Below are 17,244 nucleotides of genomic sequence, written 5' to 3'. Positions count from 1 at the left end.
TTTCTCTTGGGAGAATGCTCAGCTACTGATGAGCAACAATCTGATCGTTACTCACGATAAGCTGTATTTTCTTATCCGGTAGCACCGAGCCCGCCAAAATAGATTTCGCCAGTGGGTTCTCGATACTTTGCTGAATCGCTCGTTTCAATGGTCTTGCTCCGTAAACCGGGTCAAAACCAACTTGTGCGATCAATTCGAGCGCTTTATCAGACACTTCCAACTGATAGCCATGCTCTTCCATGCGATTCGCCAAGCGGTTAAGTTGAATCGCTGCGATCGACTTAATATGATCTTGACCAAGTGGGTGGAAGACCACTGTCTCATCAACACGGTTCAAAAACTCCGGCCTGAAGTGCTTGGTCACCACTTCCATCACTTGTTCTTTGATGCCTTGGTAATCCAACATAGCGAAGTTTTCTTGGATGCGGCTGGAGCCTAGGTTTGATGTCATGATGACCACGGTATTGCGGAAATCCACTGTTCTACCTTGTCCATCCGTCAATCGACCATCATCCAAGACTTGCAGCAGGATGTTGAACACATCAGGATGCGCCTTTTCCACCTCGTCGAGCAAAATTACTGAATAAGGCTTACGTCGAACGGCTTCCGTTAAGTAACCACCTTCTTCATAACCCACATAGCCAGGAGGTGCACCGACTAAGCGTGCCACTGAGTGTTTCTCCATAAACTCGGACATGTCGATACGCACCATGGCATCTTCACTGTCGAACATGAAATTCGCCAACGTTTTGCACAGTTCCGTTTTCCCCACACCGGTTGGACCTAAGAATAAGAACGAACCAATCGGTTTATTGGGATCGGACAAGCCAGCGCGGCTGCGACGTATTGCATTCGCAACAACTTCCACCGCCTCTTTCTGCCCAATAACGCGTTTATGCAGCACCTCTTCCATGCGAAGTAGTTTTTCTTTTTCTGCTTCAAGCATTTTGGAGACAGGGATACCCGTTTGCTTAGAAAGCACTTCCGCAATTTCATTATCGGTGACTTTGTTTTTCAACAAGGTCATTTCCTGCATTTCTGCTTGCGTTGCTAGGTCAAGTTGCTTCTCAAGCTCTGGAATACGGCCATATTGAAGCTCAGACATGCGGCTAAGATCCCCCGCTCGTCTTGCAAACTCCATATCCATGCGTGCTTGCTCTAACGCCGCTTTAATATGCTGAGTGCCAGACAGCGCGGCTTTTTCCGCGTTCCAAATTTCCTCTAACTCAGCAAACTCACGCTCTTTCTCATTCAACTCTTCGTTAAGTGAGCGCAGACGTTTTTCACTCGCTTCATCGTGTTCATTACTCAGCGCCTGTTGCTCTATCTTGAGTTGGATGATTTTGCGCTCCAACTTATCCAGAGCTTCGGGTTTAGAATCGATCTGCATGCGAATACTGGATGCGGCTTCGTCGATGAGGTCGATCGCTTTGTCCGGTAATTGACGATCAGAAACATAGCGATGCGACAAACTGGCCGCAGCAACGATCGCAGGATCGGTAATTTCAACGTGATGGTGCAGCTCATAGCGCTCTTTTAAACCACGCAAAATCGCAATGGTGTCTTCCACTGTTGGCTCATCCACCAGCACTTTTTGGAAGCGGCGCTCAAGTGCTGGATCTTTCTCGATATACTGACGATACTCATCGAGTGTCGTGGCACCCACACAATGTAACTCACCACGTGCCAATGCGGGTTTGAGCATATTGCCTGCATCCATCGAACCTTCGCCTTTACCTGCACCAACCATGGTATGCAACTCATCAATAAAGAGGATGATATTGCCTTCTTCTTTAGACAACTCATTCAATACCGATTTAAGTCGCTCCTCAAACTCACCACGGTACTTCGCTCCAGCCACCAACGCGCCCATATCGAGTGACAACACTCGGCGACCACGCAGACCTTCAGGCACCTCGTTGTTGATGATGCGTTGTGCTAAACCTTCAACAATGGCGGTTTTACCGACACCTGGTTCACCAATGATCACGGGGTTGTTTTTGGTTCGACGCTGCAATACTTGGATGGTGCGACGAATTTCATCGTCACGACCAATCACAGGGTCTAGTTTGCCCTGCTCTGCACGTTCCGTCAGATCAATGGTAAATTTCTCTAACGCTTGGCGAAGTTCTTCCGCATTTTGATCATTCACTTTTTGACCACCGCGAATTTGCTCGATAGCTTGACTCACTTTCTGTTCAGTTAAGCCAAGTTCTTTGAAGAGCTGACCAAGTGGTCCTCTATCTTCGATTGCTGCGAGCAAAAAGATTTCAGATGAGATGTAAGCATCTTGGCGTTTTTGCGCAATCTTATCGCACAGGTTAAACATCGCGCCCATGGCTGAGGAGAGCTGTACATCACCACCAATACCGCTCACTTTGGGTAAGCGATCCAGCATTTCGCTGAGTTTTGAACGTAGGTGAGTGACATCCACATTTAAGATGGTCAGCAGTGGACGAATAGGGCTGCCGTTTTGATCAAGCAGCGCCACCATTAAGTGAACAGGTTCAATGTATTGATGATCGCGCCCTAACGCCAATGATTGTGCATCAGAGATAGCGATTTGAAATTTGCTGGTAAATCGATCAAGACGCATAGCTACCTTCCTAACCTCAACTGAAGTAAATTCTTTAATCAGTATGAAAGATGGCTACGCAAAAATCGTTTTTCAAGGGGGAATTAAAAACTAACGCTCGGTAAAATAAAACTGACGTTAGTCAAACCAGATAAAGCTCGCTTGACGCCCAGTGACACCTTCGCGACGGTAAGAATAGAAGCGTGAATCTTGATAGGTACACAAATTAGAAGAGTAAATCGCCTCAACCCCAATTGAAGAGAGACGAATACGCGCTAACTGATCCATATCTGCCAACCACTTGTTTGGTGTGGTATGAGCAGAAAACGCATTCACTGCTTGAGGGTGTTGTTGACAAAAGGCCTCCACCACATCGTCTCCGACTTCAAAAGCCTGAGGACCGATCGCAGGACCAAGCCAAATCAGCACATCTTGTGAAAATTGACGAAGTGCTTCCTCAACGATTCCACCCGCTAAACCACGCCAGCCAGCATGCACGGCTGCAACTTGTGTCCCTGAGGTATTGGTGATTAAAACGGGTAAACAATCGGCAGTCATCGCACTGCAAACGACACCAGAAGAATGGGTAAAAACCCCATCAGCATCAAGGATTACTTCGGTTGGAACTGTGGCTTCCATCACCGTCGTGGAATGAGTTTGATTGAGCCAAATCGGTGCACTCGGCATCTGAGCCTGTTCGGCTAACCATTGACGATTTCTCATTACTATTGAAAAATCATCCCCAACATGTGTGCCTAAGTTCAAACCAGCGTAAACGTCCGTCGAATAGCCACCTTGGCGAGTCGTCGATAATGCTTTGACATTCTTAGGCGCTGGCCAGTTGGGGATAATCATCAATCAATACTCGTCTGGTAAACCATGCTCTTGTGCATCACGACGTAAAGTTTCAGTCAACTCAACCATATCGTCTGGCACCGGCGCATGGAACTCCATCTCTTCACCCGAGATCGGATGCTCAAAGCGCAGCATCACTGCATGAAGCGCTTGGCGATCAAAGTTTCGGATCATTGCCGTAACCTCTTCAGAAGCGCCCGCTGGAATTCGCGCACGCCCACCGTAAGCCGCATCACCTAATAATGGATGTTGTAGGTAAGACATATGCACACGAATCTGGTGAGTACGGCCAGTTTCAAGACGCAAACGGATACGCGTGTGCTCTCGGAAATGCTCCGCCACTCGGAAATGCGTCACAGCAGGCTTACCCATGGGGCTCACCGCCATTAAGGTACGTTTTGTTGCATGGCGGCCAATCGGTTTATCGACTTTGCCCCCCGCCGTCATTCGACCAATGGCAATGGCTTCGTATTCACGCGTAATATTGCGTTTTTGAAGAGCACGCACCAAACGTGTTTGTGCCGGTACGGTTTTCGCCACAACCATCAGACCCGTGGTGTCTTTGTCCAAACGGTGAACAATGCCTGCACGCGGCACTTCCGCCACTTCAGGACAATGGAACAACAATGCGTTTAACACTGTACCGTCTGGCGTACCAGCCCCTGGGTGGACGACAAAATCACGAGGCTTATTGATCACTAAGATATCGTCATCTTCATAGACAATATCCAGTGGAATATCTTGCGCTTCCCAGCGCACTTCATCTTCCAGCTCACCCAAAACAGTAATCACTTCCCCGCCCATTACTTTCGTTCTAGGTTTGGTGACTACGCTCCCGTCCACGGTAACTTTTCCTTCAAGCAACCATTCTTTCAGGCGCGAGCGAGAAAAGTCAGCGAACAACTCTGCGATAGCTTGATCTAGGCGTTGGCCTAATTGACTATCTTTTACGGTATTTGTTAATTCAATCTGCTGAGCCATATGGAACTTTTTTAAAAACTGTGAGACTAATGCTCACTACTGTGGAAAAATAGTGTATTGCAACATTGTATCTGTTACTGACAAGAAAGTAACGGAAGCTTAAGAAATATTTAGAATCAAGGAATCGACTCCTGACATGAAACACCATACTTTAGCAGGCCTGCTCGCGGTATCAGTGTTGTTTGGCTGTTCAAGCAGTGAACAAATTGTGCCGGATGTGCCACCAGCAGAGCTGTATGCAGAAGCACAAACCTCTCTTCAAGGAGGAAACTGGCTCACAGCGATTGAGAAACTAGAAGCGCTAGATTCCCGCTACCCTTTTGGTGCTTACTCAGAACAAGTACAACTTGATTTGATTTACGCCTACTACAAGAACGATGATTTGGCCTTGGGTTTGGCGACCATTTCGCGTTTTACGCGTTTAAATCCCACACACGAAAAAATGGACTGGGTATTGTACATGCGTGGCCTCACCCACATGGCACAAGATCGCAACTTCATGCATGATTTGTTTAACGTTGATCGTAGTGATCGCGATCCTGAGCCAGTCAAACAAGCTTTTGATGATTTCAAAAAGCTGCTTGAGCGCTATCCAAACAGCCCATACGCGGAAGATTCGCAAAAACGCATGTTTGCTCTAAAAAACCGCTTAGCAGAATATGACTTAGCAACCGCCGATTACTATTTACGTCGCGAAGCATGGATTGCAGCCATCAACCGTTGCCAGGAGTTGCAGAAAACTTACCCAGATACCATTGCTGCTAGAAAATCACTCAAAATTCAGCTAGCAGCGTATAAAGAACTGGGCTTACAAGATGCCATCGCACGCACCGAAGAGCTAATACGTCTGAATCCACTCTAAAGACACGATGACAAGAAAAACTAAAACGCCGCTGACAATACAGCGGCGTTTTCATATAAACTGGAGTGACAAAGATCACAAAACGATATTGGTTACTTTTTGATACAACTCGTTATTTAAGCTGAACAACTCCCCTGAAAAGCAGTTGAATTTCAGCCATCTACTCTACCCAATTTACTGTTTTCCTATCGAAGCACAAGCTTTTTTCAAAGAAAAAACAACAAGGCTTGCGAAAGATCACATTCCTCTTGAACAATAAAAAATGCCCATAAGAATGTGATCCGCATCACATTCTTTTATCCTTAAAATCGTAATCTGGAGTCAACCCATGAGGGATGCAACAGAGGAAACGCATTTATGAAACTAAACATCACTGGTAAAAACATCGAAATCACCTCTGCTATCCGCAATCACATTGAGAGCAAATTTAAAAAGCTAGAAAAATGGCAAACCGATATTATTAGTTGTCAAACGACCTTTAGTGAAGAACCTGGAAAACAGATGAAGTTCGAGGCCGTGATTAAGGTTCCTAAAGGACAGCTAATTGCTTCCGCGATTCATGAAGATCTATACGCAGCCATCAACGAGGTGGAACAAAAACTAGAACGACAATTGAACAAACTGCAACATAAGCCTGATGCACGTCGAGCTGAAAAACCAGAAGTCGTAGAAGAAGAGTAATCATCAACCAGATTGAGGGAATGGCGCCAAAAGGCGCCATTTTTTTGCTTGACGCTCAATGCTGGCTTGCTTATTGTGTTCCCACATTCACAAAAGTTTACTATTTATGCAAATCCACTCTCTGTTTATTTTTGACTTCTTTTTTCTTCGATAATGGAGAGGCCGACTCGTTTGTGAAAGAAAAGTCAAAAACAAACAGAAAGCCTCCCACATCGGGGGGCTTTTTTATTAAGGAACTGAGCGATGACAGAACAGCCACTTTCTCTCGATGAGATTCGTTTGCGATTAAATAACCTAGATGACCAATTGCTTAGCCTGCTTTCAGAGCGCCGTAAGCTCAGCATTGAAGTGGCTAAAAGCAAAGTCGAAACTTCAAAACCAGTTAGAGACGCTTCACGTGAGCAACAATTGCTAGTGAAACTGATCACCAATGGCCGTGAGAAGTATCAGCTCGACGCTCAGTACATTACCAAGCTGTTCCATACCATTATTGAAGATTCGGTGCTGCTGCAGCAATCATACCTGCAAAACCTGCTCAACCCAGAGCAGAGCCGAAAGCCTCTCGCTCGAGTCGCATTTCTTGGCTCTAAGGGCTCCTACTCGCATCTTGCCAGTCGCGAATACTTCAGTCGTAAGAATACAGAGCTTATCGAACTCAACTGCGAGCACTTTAAAGAAGTCACCCAAACCGTGGAATCGGGCCATGCCGATTTTGGCGTTTTGCCGATTGAAAACACCAGCTCAGGCTCGATCAACGAAGTTTACGACTTACTGCAACACACCACGCTCTACATTGTTGGTGAGCTGACACAACCCATTGAGCATTGCTTGGTGGCCACCAAAGATGTGCGTCTCGAAGAAATAAAAGTGCTCTACTCTCACCCTCAACCGCATCAGCAATGCAGCGAGTTTTTAAGTCGCTTAAAAGGGGTAACCCTGAAATCGTGCGCGAGCACCGCTGATGCAATGAAGAAAGTGCAAGAACTCAATCGTGATGATGTGGCGGCAATTGGCAACGCATCCAGTGGCAAACTTTACGGGCTGCAACCAATTCAGGGCAACATAGCCAACCAAACAGAGAACCACACTCGTTTTATTGTCGTGGCACGTAAGCCAGTTGAAGTGTCCACTCAGATCCCGGCCAAAACAACGCTGATCATGTCGACCTCACAAAAAGCGGGCTCATTAGTGGAAACCTTACTGGTACTGCAGCGTTATGGCATCAATATGACCAAGCTAGAATCGCGTCCTATCATGGGCAATCCTTGGGAAGAAATGTTCTATGTCGATCTCGAAGCGCACCTCGACTCTGAAGAGATGCAGTTGGCACTTGGCGAGCTCACAAAGATCACTAAGCATTTAAAAGTATTAGGATGCTACCCAAGCGAGAACGTGAAAGCGACACAAGTTAAACTGAGCTAAAAGATCATGACAACGCAAAAAGTCATTATTGCTTCGCTGAACCCAGCCAAAATCACCGCAGTGGAAAGCGCGTTCACAAGTACCTTTCCCGATAGCGCCTTTGAATTTGTGGGGGTGAATGTCCCTAGCGAAGTGGCCGATCAGCCAATGAGCGACAGCGAGACTCACCTTGGTGCTCTTAATCGAGTCAGAAATGCTAAGGCTTGCCGATCAGACGGTGCATTTTATGTTGGTTTGGAAGCAGGCATTGATGGTAACGTCACCTTCGCTTGGATGGTGATTGAATCTCACACTCATCGTGGCGAATCTCGTTCAGCCAGTTTGATGTTGCCACCGAATGTCATTGCCAAATTGGCCAATGCAAACGAGCTGGGGGATGTGATGGATGAGGTGTTTGGCACCGAGAATATTAAACAAAAAGGTGGAGCGATCAGTTTATTGACGCAAAACCAGCTCACTCGTAGCTCGGTCTACCATCAAGCGTTAATCTTAGCCTTAATTCCTTTTACCAATCCTGAGCATTTCCCTGCCAACTTAAGCTAGGATAAGAACTCAAGAGTAAAAAGGCGGTATCAACCGCCTTTTTTCGTCCCTTCCAATAACTGATTCAAGCGCGCTTTATCTTCATCTGACTTTAACTTCAGCTCATTGGAACCTCGAGTAATGGTCGCAATACCAACGCCCAACATTTGGCTGATTTGTCGCTGGGAAAGCTCACCTTTTAACAACTCACGTACAATATTAACTCTGGAGATGAGCGCTTCTCGCTCGTCAGGCGTCATTAACATCGTCAGCAACATATCATGCTGTTCTTGCTCTACGCTGATTTTCACCAAATCGACGATTTGTTGCCAGTCGTTATATTCCGGTTGTTGCGACATTACTTTTTACCTATCTCAGTATTTGGCCTCGAGTTCATGCTGGTTTAGAAACGCCCCATCAACACCAAGAATATCTCGGTAATAGGTTTCAAACATCAGGATATTTTGTACATATCCACGCGTTTCTCTAAACGGAATGGCTTCAATAAAGGCATACGCATCTAACTTACCAGCCGTTCTTTCTCGCCAGCTTTTCACTCGATGTGGGCCTGCATTATAAGCGGCAAACGCAAAAATTCGATTATTATCGTACTGTTCCAATAAACCATTGAGATAGTGGCTGCCAATTTCGATGTTCTTACCGACTTGGTACAAGTCATCAGAGCCTTCATAGCTCAATTGATACTTTTGGGCTGTGTACTTGGCGGTTGCGGGCATTATTTGCATGATGCCGCGCGCACCGACTGGAGAGGTAGCTTCGGCATCCATACCACTCTCCTGACGGGCAAGTGACATCAACATAATAGGATCAATATCGTGCTTCTCAGCATAGAAATTGAACCACCAGCGATGCGCCACCGGAAAACGAATCTCCATGTTGTCCCACATTTGCGCCGCAATACTGGCCGTCACGGTGAGATGATACCAGCGCTTTGAGGCCGCATAGACCGCAAGCATACCTTGCATTTGTTCGTCACTGCGTGACAGCAGGTATTGCCACTCACTTTTCGCTGCTGCGATTTTGTCTAAAGTAATCAGTTCTTCAATTCGAGCAAGAGATTCGTAGTAAGGCTCAATACTCTGACTATCGAGTTTCAACGTCGACGTTGGATAATTAATCGACTGCCCGATCTCTTTAGCAGCCGCGACACTATAGAAATTGCGTTGCCCAATTAATTGGCTAAGGCGCTTTTTACCTTGTGTTTGGTTACCCAATGCAATTTCACTGCGTCCCAACCAGTACTGCCAACGCAGTGAGTTCTGCTGCTCGCCATCCAGCTTACTAATCCAAGATTGTACACCTTTCCAATCCGCTTCTTGTAAGGCAAGCCTGATACGTCGTTCAAGCAAATTCTGCTTGTGGGATTTTTTTAAAACCGCATCTCGCCATGCGGCTAATGATGGAGAGTCGGTATTTATCAGCCGAAATGCCAAATACTCGGCCAACTCTTGCGCTTGTATTGTAGAAAAACGTTGAGATTTAATCACTTGGTCATAAACAGCTTGGGCCTGATGGATGTCCTTTCTCGCCAGCTTCTCCAACGCAAGTTGGCTCTGTTTGCGGTAGAAATCACTGGCTTTGTGCTTTTTGGCAAACTCCGCAACTGACTCTGGTCTATTGAACAACGCCTTCATTTCTTTGACCTGTTGCTTAGCGAGATTGCCTTTAGGCAACTTCATCAGGTAGGTCATCAATTTGCTGTTTTTTTGCTCAAACGCCAACAGCATGCGCTGTACAATAAGCTCATCACTACGGGCACCAGCCTGCTCCCAAACGGTAAACAGATGATCACACTGTTCGGCAACGTCAAGCCCACTCAACCATAGCTGCTTTGCACCTTTGAAAGCGAATTCCTTTTGGCCTTGCTGGTACTGAGCATAATAGTAAATGCACTGATAGCTTTCTCCCTTCGGCTCTTGGCGTTGAAAGTCAATGACATCCGACCAAGCTTGCTGACGATATAAGCTGTCTAAGTAAGGCGCGCGAATGCGTTGCGAGAAAGGATAGTCACGGCTACTTTCAATAAAATGCTCAACCTCTTCAGGTGTTTTGGAAGACAACTGCGCAAGAAAAAATCGGTAATCCAAATACGGCGTGAGCGCGTAATCGTCCAACTGAGAACGAATCTCCAAATACCGCTCACTATTGTTTTCATCTAAAAACTGCTGTGCTTGTTCATATAACACGCGTTGTTTCTTTAAAGTGACCACTCCTGCGGCTGTTGCGGGTAAGCTAACGGCGCATCCCAATGTGAATACTAGTAACGATTTCGTTACCCCTCTCCCCAAACTCATTAATGTCATTTTCGCCACATCCCCGGACGTTTTTGTATAGCGTTCATTGCTCTTAAAAAGTGCCACAAAGCAAAATGATATGCACCCAATTACATCGTTCTGTTATCGTATTGTAAAGATAACAGATGTAAATAATCGTGATAGCATTTTAATGAAACACAGTTACACACTAATGCGGTCATCATGTTGTCAATTTTATTCATTTTCAGGCCAATCTCTGTGAGCAGAATAGTGTGGAATGGCCACTGAAATTCACCTTGGACAGTAACAAATCTGCTGCAGTTGATATAAAATATTGCCTCTATGTGGATTTAAATTTAGGAACGATCGGCAATGGCTGAATACGTATATACCATGTCGCGGGTGAGCAAAATCGTGCCACCTAAGCGTCAAATTCTCAAAGACATCTCTCTAAGCTTCTTCCCTGGTGCCAAAATTGGTGTTTTGGGCCTAAACGGTTCTGGTAAATCGACCCTATTGCGCATCATGGCTGGTCTGGATACCGATATTGATGGCGAAGCGCGTCCACAACCTGGTTTGAAAGTGGGCTACCTTCCACAGGAACCGGTTCTCGACGAAAGCAAAACCGTACGTGAAGTGGTCGAAGAAGCCGTTGCCGATGTGGCGGGTGCATTGAAACGTCTTGACGAAGTGTACGCCGCTTATGCCGATCCGGATGCGGATTTCGATGCGCTTGCAAAAGAACAAGGCGAGCTTGAAGCTCTGATTCAAGCCAAAGATGGCCATAACTTAGATAACGCGCTTGAGCGTGCTGCGGATGCACTGCGTCTTCCAGAGTGGGATCAAAAAGTGGCGCACCTGTCCGGTGGTGAACGTCGCCGTGTGGCTATTTGTCGTCTACTGCTTGAAAAACCAGATATGCTGCTGCTTGACGAACCAACCAACCACTTAGATGCAGAATCGGTCGCTTGGTTGGAACGTTTCCTCGTGGATTACTCAGGCACTGTTGTGGCCATTACCCACGACCGCTACTTCCTAGACAACGCTGCGGGCTGGATTTTGGAACTGGACCGTGGTGAAGGTATTCCATGGCAAGGCAACTACACCTCATGGCTAGAGCAAAAAGATGCGCGTCTACAACAAGAAGCGTCTCAAGAAAAAGCTCGCCAGAAAACCATTGAGAAAGAACTGGAATGGGTTCGTCAAAACCCTAAAGGTCGCCAAGCCAAATCGAAAGCGCGTATGGCACGCTTTGAAGAGCTACAGAATACCGATCACCAGAAACGTAACGAAACCAACGAGTTGTTCATCCCACCTGGTGAGCGCTTAGGTGATAAAGTCATCGAAGTGAAGAATTTGACTAAGTCATTCGACGGCCGTGTTCTGATCGACGATCTTTCATTCAGCATGCCTAAAGGGGCTATCGTCGGCATCATCGGTGCCAACGGTGCGGGTAAATCAACTCTATTCAAGATGCTGAGTGGTGTTGAACAGCCTGATTCCGGTACTATCGAGATGGGCGAAACGGTAAAACTGGCGTCGGTTGATCAATTCCGTGATTCAATGAACGACAAAAACACTGTGTTCAAAGAGATCTCTGAAGGTGCGGACATCATCAAGATCAACAACTTCGAGCTGCCAGCACGAGCATACTGCTCTCGCTTTAACTTCAAAGGCGTGGATCAACAGAAAGTGATCGGCGAGCTGTCAGGTGGTGAACGTAACCGCGTTCACTTAGCGAAACTGCTCAAAGCCGGTGGCAACGTACTCTTACTAGACGAACCAACCAACGACCTTGACGTTGAAACCTTACGTGCACTAGAAGAAGCGCTGCTTGAGTTCCCAGGCTGTGCCATGGTGATCTCGCACGACCGTTGGTTCCTCGACCGTATTGCGACTCACATCATTGATTACCGTGATGAAGGTCAGGTTAACTTCTACGAAGGCAACTATACTGAGTACATGGAGTGGCTGAAAAAGACTCTTGGTCCTGCGGCAGCAGAACCGCACCGTATCAAATACAAGCGTATGACTAAATAGAAGATTATTGCTTGAATTTTGTACAAAGGCCGCTAATATAGCGGCCTTTATTTTCATTACGGTTTAGTGTCCCAATTACTATCCAGCCCGAAAACGGAAACTTTGAGAGAGTAAATATGACTGAACGACGTCGATTTTCACGCATCATCTACCAAGTCTCTGCGATCGTAAAGCAAGGGCAATATGTGCTGCATACTACGATTCAGGATCTCTCACTGCATGGACTGTTGTTACGTACTGATTCCATTCATACGTTAAAAAACAACGACAAAGTGCTGGTGGACTTCACACTTTCTGATAGTGATATTGATATCAGTCTCGAAGCCGATGTTGTGGGCTTTGATCAACAGACAATCCGACTTAAGATTAACCACATTGATATTGATAGTATCAGTCATCTGAAACGCTTGGTTGAACTTAATGTGGGCGATGATGAGTTACTGCACCGAGAGATCGAGCATTTGTCGGATCTTGGTGACGAAACCAGTTGAATTGCCTAGCCAATAAAAATATTTAACTATGTCGAAAAAAATCACCGTGCAGATCCCCACTCACAATGGGGATCAGCTTTTTTATTTGGGTAAAGGCACAATCGCAGCCTTACTGATCTCTATCACCGCTTTACCACTGACTTTAGGCGGTGGCTGGTATCTATACCAGCAGCAAAGCTTACAGTCACAAGAATTACATGCGCAAATTAATGTACTCAATTCTGAAAAGCAGCGGCTACTTGCTGACTATCAAGAGCAGCTAGACACCAATCACTCTCTGTCGCAGACGTTGACCGAAAAAAGTAACCAAATTCAGTTACTGGGTAAACGTGTTTTCGATGTGGAGTCCGTTTTGGGCATTGCCGATGAAGAAATCATTGACGATGAAGCGACGTTGGAAGAGCGCATCGATACTGCAGCTATTGACTCCGCAGTACGAGCCACCATGTTCCGCTTGATCCCAAATGATTCACCAATGTCTTACTTGCGTGTCTCTTCTTCGTTTGGACGCCGAACCAATCCTATCTCTGGTAAACGCCATACCCATACCGGTATTGATCTCACCTGTAAGCGCGGGGAAGAAATCGTGGCACCTGCCGATGGGGTGATTGAAACGGTGCGGCCAAGTAAGAAAGGCTTTGGCAACTTCATCACCATGCGTCATTCTTTTGGTTTCATGAGCTCTTATGCCCATTTGCAGAGCTTTAATGTCAAAAGCGGCCAATTTGTCAGTAAAGGCGATGTGATTGCCACTTGTGGTAACTCAGGGAACTCAACCGGCCCTCACTTGCATTACGAAGTGCGTTTTTTAGGCCGAGCCCTCAATCCACAGTACACCATGGATTGGAACCAAGAGAACTTCAACTATCTGTTTGAAAAAGAGAAAACGGTTAAATGGAGTCCTTTGGTTAAGATGATTGATAATGTGGTTCGCTTACAAGTCAATCTCACCAAATCCCCCTATCGTGATACCAGTATTGACACGGTTTCCAGCGAAGAGAATAGCCTCGACCCAAGCTTGCAAACCAACTAACGCAATGGGTAAGCCGAAAATAGAAAGAGCAGCATCAGGCTGCTCTTTTTCTATTTCTAATACGCTTAAATGTTAATCACGATGCAAGTTGTCATTCGCTTGTTTGAGTAAATTTTGGCTTTCCGCCATAAACTGCTGCGAATAACCCCCAAACCAATCACTCACTTGCGTGAAACGTTCAACAAAACGCGCTTTATCGTGCTGATCTAACATCTCTAGTGCCTCGCCAAAGCGGCGATGGAAACGCTTGATCATGTCGATGTTCTCTTGCGACGAAAGAATAATGTCACCATACAAATTTGGATCTTGGGCAAACAGACGACCCACCATCGCTAACTCAAGACGATAAATGGGCGAGCTCAGTTTCAGCAGTTTATCGAGACTTGGATTTTCCTGACTCAAATGCATGCCGTACGCAAAGGAGGTAAAGTGCCTTAACGCTTGAATTAACGTCATGCCATGGTCATGTTCGCTGGCCTCAATTTGGCACAAGCTTGCACCCCAAATCTTAAACTGCTGCAGTAACCACTGATATTGCTCAGCACCTCGACCATCACAGTAGACAATCACTTGCTTGGCTAAACTCGGCACATCGGGACCAAACATAGGGTGCAAACCAACAACCGGCCCCAAGTGCACATCGAGCATGGTTTTCAGCGGCTTCGACTTGATCGAAGTGAGGTCACACAAGATGCAATCCGATGGCAGTTGGGTCAGCTTTTCAATCACCCCTTGGGTTAAATGAATCGGCACGGTAACCACCACCAATCCTGCCCCATCCAATATCTCATCAGCGCGGTGCCAATCCTTACTGCCTAAGATTTTGACCTGGTAACCCGAGAGGGTAAACATGCGAGCAAACAGCCCCCCCAACTGGCCATGACCACCAATGATCACCACAGAGCGTAAATCCGGATTGAGACATTTAAACCCAGAATCTTTCTCACTGGCATAAGATTCACGCATGGTTCGGCGCAAAATGTCCTCAATGAGTTGTGGAGGTACACCGATTTTTTCGGCTTCTGCACGACGAGAGGCCAGCATCGCCGCTTCTCTATCGGGTGCATAAATCGGTAAGCCATGTTGGCTTTTCACATGGCCAACTTGCTCTACCAATGCCAAGCGCTGAGCCAATAGCGCCAACATCTGTTTGTCTACTGCATCAATCTGTTCACGCAATGCGTTCAGTTCAACTGCCATGATTTACCTTGCTCTATCCTTATTTGAGACGGTTTTCTAAATGCGGCACTAACTCTCTGTGTGCTTTACGCAATAGTGCCTCAGTTGCCTGCCAATTGATACAGGCGTCGGTAATAGAAACACCGTACTGCATCTCAGAAAGCGGTAAATCTGAGGATTGATTACCTTCATTAATGTGGCTTTCAATCATCAAACCAATGATCGATTTGTTGCCTTCGCGAATTTGATGAATCACATCTTCGGCGACTAAAGGCTGACGACGGTAATCTTTGCGTGAATTGGCATGGCTACAATCCACCATCAATGACGCATCCAAACCCACTTTGGCCATGTCTTGCTCACACTCCGCCACCGACACAGAATCGTAGTTGGTCTGCTTACCACCACGCAGAATCACATGACCATTCGGGTTGCCTTGAGTCGTCAATAATGCCACTTGGCCTTCCGCATTGATCCCCATAAAACGGTGGCTTGAAGAGGCCGCTTGCATCGCGTTAATCGCCGTTGACAAGCTGCCATCCGTGCCATTTTTAAAACCAATCGGCATAGACAAACCACTGGCCATTTCACGGTGAGTTTGTGATTCTGTCGTGCGCGCACCAATCGCAGCCCAACTGAATGTATCAGCCAAGTATTGCGGGCTAATTGGGTCGAGCGCTTCTGTCGCCAGCGGGATCTCCATTTCAGCCAGCTCCACCAACAATTGACGGCCAACATGCAGACCATGCTCAATATCGAAGCTACCATCCAGATGAGGGTCGTTGATGAGCCCTTTCCAACCCACTGTAGTACGAGGTTTTTCAAAGTAAACACGCATCACAATATACAGTTGATCGCTTAACTCGGCAGAGAGCGCTTTTAGGCGACGCGCGTAATCCTTTGCCGCGTCCAGATCGTGAATAGAACAAGGACCACAAACCACCAGCAAACGATGATCTTGCTTATGAATAATATTGGCGACGGTATTACGCGACTCTTGAATGAAGCGGCGGGCGTTGTCGCTCAGTGGCAGTTTCTGTTTTAGCTGTTCTGGCGTAATCAGCACTTGTTCATCGCTGATATTAATATTGCTTAGTTCACTTTTCTGCATGACACTCAACCTGTATATTATTTTTTACACCCTCATATCCCTGAGAGTCAAAACCTGTTTGAACACAAGTTAGCAGGGTTGAATTAAAAATCAACCGTAAACAATAAAAAACATTAAGTGTAAAAAATAAATTACACACAATAAAAAAACCAAAGCACCTCGCTTTGGTTTTCAAGTTCGTCTTTTGTTAAGTTTTAGTGGCCCAGTATGCGTAGCATGTTCTCTCTTGCTTCTTTCCATTGCGGCGCCAATTTCAGTTCAGAAAGGCTGAAGCTGCGTTTCTTCAACAAGGATAATGCCAAGGGAACCTCGACGATAGGCAGTGCGTCCAAGGCTGCCACTTGTGCATCGCGTTTATTGCACATCAAAAGCATGTCACAGCCCGCATTCAATGCTTGTAAAGCCCGATCTGCAGGGCCTCCCATCACGGCGGCCCCTTCCATGGTGAGATCATCAGAAAAAATTAAGCCCTTGAAACCCAATTGCTGGCGTAATACCTGTTTTAACCAATATTCTGAACCACTCGCTGGCTGAGGATCGTAATGCGGGTAAATCACATGCGCAGGCATCATCGCGTCTAATAGACCTGCCTCAATTTGCGTTTTAAAGATTGCCATATCCTGCTCAACAATATCGCTTCGTTGGTCAAACGGGGTTTCAAGATGCGAATCTGCCACCACGCCGCCATGACCTGGGAAGTGTTTGCCCGTTGTTGCCATCCCCACCGCTTTCATGCCCTGCATGTAGGCACTGCTATGGCACAAAATAGTCTGCGTGTCTTCACCAAATGCTCGGTTGCCAATCGCTTTACATCCAAAGCCTTGGTCTAACACGGGGGCAAAACTCAGGTCGATATCATGAGCAATCAGTTCGGCCGCCATCAGCCAACCGCCCATTTGTGCCATCGCTTCCCCATTGGCCTGTTTGGCATATTCTGCCGCGGCAGGAATCAGAGAAAAACCATCACGGAAACGCTGAACTCGCCCTCCCTCTTGGTCGACGCCAATCAGAAAAGGACGTTTGACCACTTGGCGAATGGCCGCAGTGAGCGCCAACAGCTGTTCACTGTCGTGATAGTTGCGGGTAAATAAGATCAATCCGCCAACGGATGGATGCTGTAAAATTTCTTTGTCTTCTGCATTCAGTTCATAACCTGCGACATCAACCCAAAGTGGCCCCATTTTTCTCTCCAAAATAGACGGAATATCTCAAACTC

Annotated in this window: 15 protein-coding genes and 1 other annotated feature; of the genes, 7 read left to right on the top strand and 8 right to left on the bottom strand. The window is 46.5% G+C overall.

Annotation, left to right across the window (positions count from 1 at the left end):
- Window positions 1-22: 22 nt before the first annotated feature.
- The 3 genes from clpB to rluD all read right to left on the bottom strand — a co-directional run bounded on the left by clpB (window position 23) and on the right by rluD (window position 4,411).
- Window positions 23-2,596 (bottom strand): ATP-dependent chaperone ClpB, encoded by a 2,574-nt coding sequence (gene clpB, locus LZU85_RS11485; RefSeq protein WP_176298056.1) that lies wholly within the window; start codon window positions 2,594-2,596, stop codon window positions 23-25.
- A gap of 117 nt (window positions 2,597-2,713) precedes the next feature.
- Entirely contained in the window at window positions 2,714-3,430 is a 717-nt protein-coding gene (gene pgeF / locus LZU85_RS11480; RefSeq protein ID WP_176298057.1) for a peptidoglycan editing factor PgeF, read from the bottom strand.
- 3 nt (window positions 3,431-3,433) lie between these two features.
- On the bottom strand, window positions 3,434-4,411 hold the full coding sequence (gene rluD / locus LZU85_RS11475) for a 23S rRNA pseudouridine(1911/1915/1917) synthase RluD (RefSeq protein ID WP_176298058.1): 978 nt from the start codon (window positions 4,409-4,411) through the stop codon (window positions 3,434-3,436).
- Between the two features lie 136 nt (window positions 4,412-4,547).
- Between rluD and LZU85_RS11470 the strand changes: the two genes are divergently transcribed.
- The 4 genes from LZU85_RS11470 (at window position 4,548) to yjjX (ending at window position 7,919) form a co-directional block, all read left to right on the top strand.
- The gene (locus LZU85_RS11470) at window positions 4,548-5,273 is read left to right on the top strand and encodes an outer membrane protein assembly factor BamD (RefSeq protein ID WP_176298059.1); all 726 of its coding nucleotides are present in this window, start codon (window positions 4,548-4,550) and stop codon (window positions 5,271-5,273) included.
- Between the two features lie 357 nt (window positions 5,274-5,630).
- Entirely contained in the window at window positions 5,631-5,954 is a 324-nt protein-coding gene (hpf, locus tag LZU85_RS11465) for a ribosome hibernation-promoting factor, HPF/YfiA family (protein WP_011078575.1), read from the top strand.
- Between the two features lie 108 nt (window positions 5,955-6,062).
- Window positions 6,063-6,184: a sequence feature (Phe leader region), on the top strand.
- A 13-nt stretch (window positions 6,185-6,197) separates the two neighbouring features.
- Entirely contained in the window at window positions 6,198-7,376 is a 1,179-nt protein-coding gene (gene pheA / locus LZU85_RS11460; protein WP_176298060.1) for a prephenate dehydratase, read from the top strand.
- Between the two features lie 6 nt (window positions 7,377-7,382).
- Complete coding sequence (yjjX, locus tag LZU85_RS11455; RefSeq protein WP_176298061.1) at window positions 7,383-7,919, top strand: inosine/xanthosine triphosphatase; 537 nt, start codon at window positions 7,383-7,385, stop codon at window positions 7,917-7,919.
- A 29-nt stretch (window positions 7,920-7,948) separates the two neighbouring features.
- Here yjjX and trpR read toward each other — a convergent pair whose 3' ends face one another.
- Together trpR and sltY are read right to left on the bottom strand one after the other, a co-directional pair.
- On the bottom strand, window positions 7,949-8,257 hold the full coding sequence (gene trpR / locus LZU85_RS11450) for a trp operon repressor (RefSeq protein WP_176298062.1): 309 nt from the start codon (window positions 8,255-8,257) through the stop codon (window positions 7,949-7,951).
- Between the two features lie 15 nt (window positions 8,258-8,272).
- Window positions 8,273-10,213: a murein transglycosylase gene (gene sltY / locus LZU85_RS11445; RefSeq protein WP_419795969.1), complete on the bottom strand. Its 1,941-nt coding sequence runs from the start codon at window positions 10,211-10,213 to the stop codon at window positions 8,273-8,275.
- Between the two features lie 333 nt (window positions 10,214-10,546).
- Here sltY and ettA point away from each other — a divergent pair, with 333 nt between their 5' ends.
- From ettA to LZU85_RS11430, 3 genes are all read left to right on the top strand, one after another.
- Entirely contained in the window at window positions 10,547-12,214 is a 1,668-nt protein-coding gene (gene ettA, locus LZU85_RS11440; protein WP_130249056.1) for an energy-dependent translational throttle protein EttA, read from the top strand.
- A gap of 116 nt (window positions 12,215-12,330) precedes the next feature.
- A complete protein-coding gene (locus LZU85_RS11435; RefSeq protein WP_176298064.1) occupies window positions 12,331-12,705 on the top strand; it encodes a PilZ domain-containing protein in 375 nt (124 codons plus the stop codon).
- A gap of 28 nt (window positions 12,706-12,733) precedes the next feature.
- Complete coding sequence (locus tag LZU85_RS11430; RefSeq protein WP_237287128.1) at window positions 12,734-13,738, top strand: M23 family metallopeptidase; 1,005 nt, start codon at window positions 12,734-12,736, stop codon at window positions 13,736-13,738.
- Window positions 13,739-13,810: 72 nt separating this feature from the next.
- On the opposite strand, the gene tyrA is transcribed toward LZU85_RS11430, so the two are convergent.
- The 3 genes from tyrA to nagZ all read right to left on the bottom strand — a co-directional run bounded on the left by tyrA (window position 13,811) and on the right by nagZ (window position 17,209).
- Window positions 13,811-14,938, bottom strand: coding sequence for a bifunctional chorismate mutase/prephenate dehydrogenase (tyrA, locus tag LZU85_RS11425; protein WP_237287127.1), 1,128 nt, complete (start codon window positions 14,936-14,938; stop codon window positions 13,811-13,813).
- Window positions 14,939-14,957: 19 nt separating this feature from the next.
- Window positions 14,958-16,028, bottom strand: a complete 1,071-nt coding sequence (locus LZU85_RS11420) for a 3-deoxy-7-phosphoheptulonate synthase (protein WP_237287126.1) — start codon at window positions 16,026-16,028, stop codon at window positions 14,958-14,960.
- 194 nt (window positions 16,029-16,222) lie between these two features.
- Window positions 16,223-17,209, bottom strand: coding sequence for a beta-N-acetylhexosaminidase (gene nagZ / locus LZU85_RS11415; protein ID WP_237287125.1), 987 nt, complete (start codon window positions 17,207-17,209; stop codon window positions 16,223-16,225).
- Window positions 17,210-17,244: the final 35 nt, after the last annotated feature.

The sequence above is a fragment of the Vibrio floridensis genome, from assembly GCF_021852965.1.
Classification (GTDB): domain Bacteria; phylum Pseudomonadota; class Gammaproteobacteria; order Enterobacterales; family Vibrionaceae; genus Vibrio; species Vibrio floridensis.
Note: the sequence above shows the minus strand (reverse complement) of the source record. Positions and strands in the feature narration are given on the sequence as shown.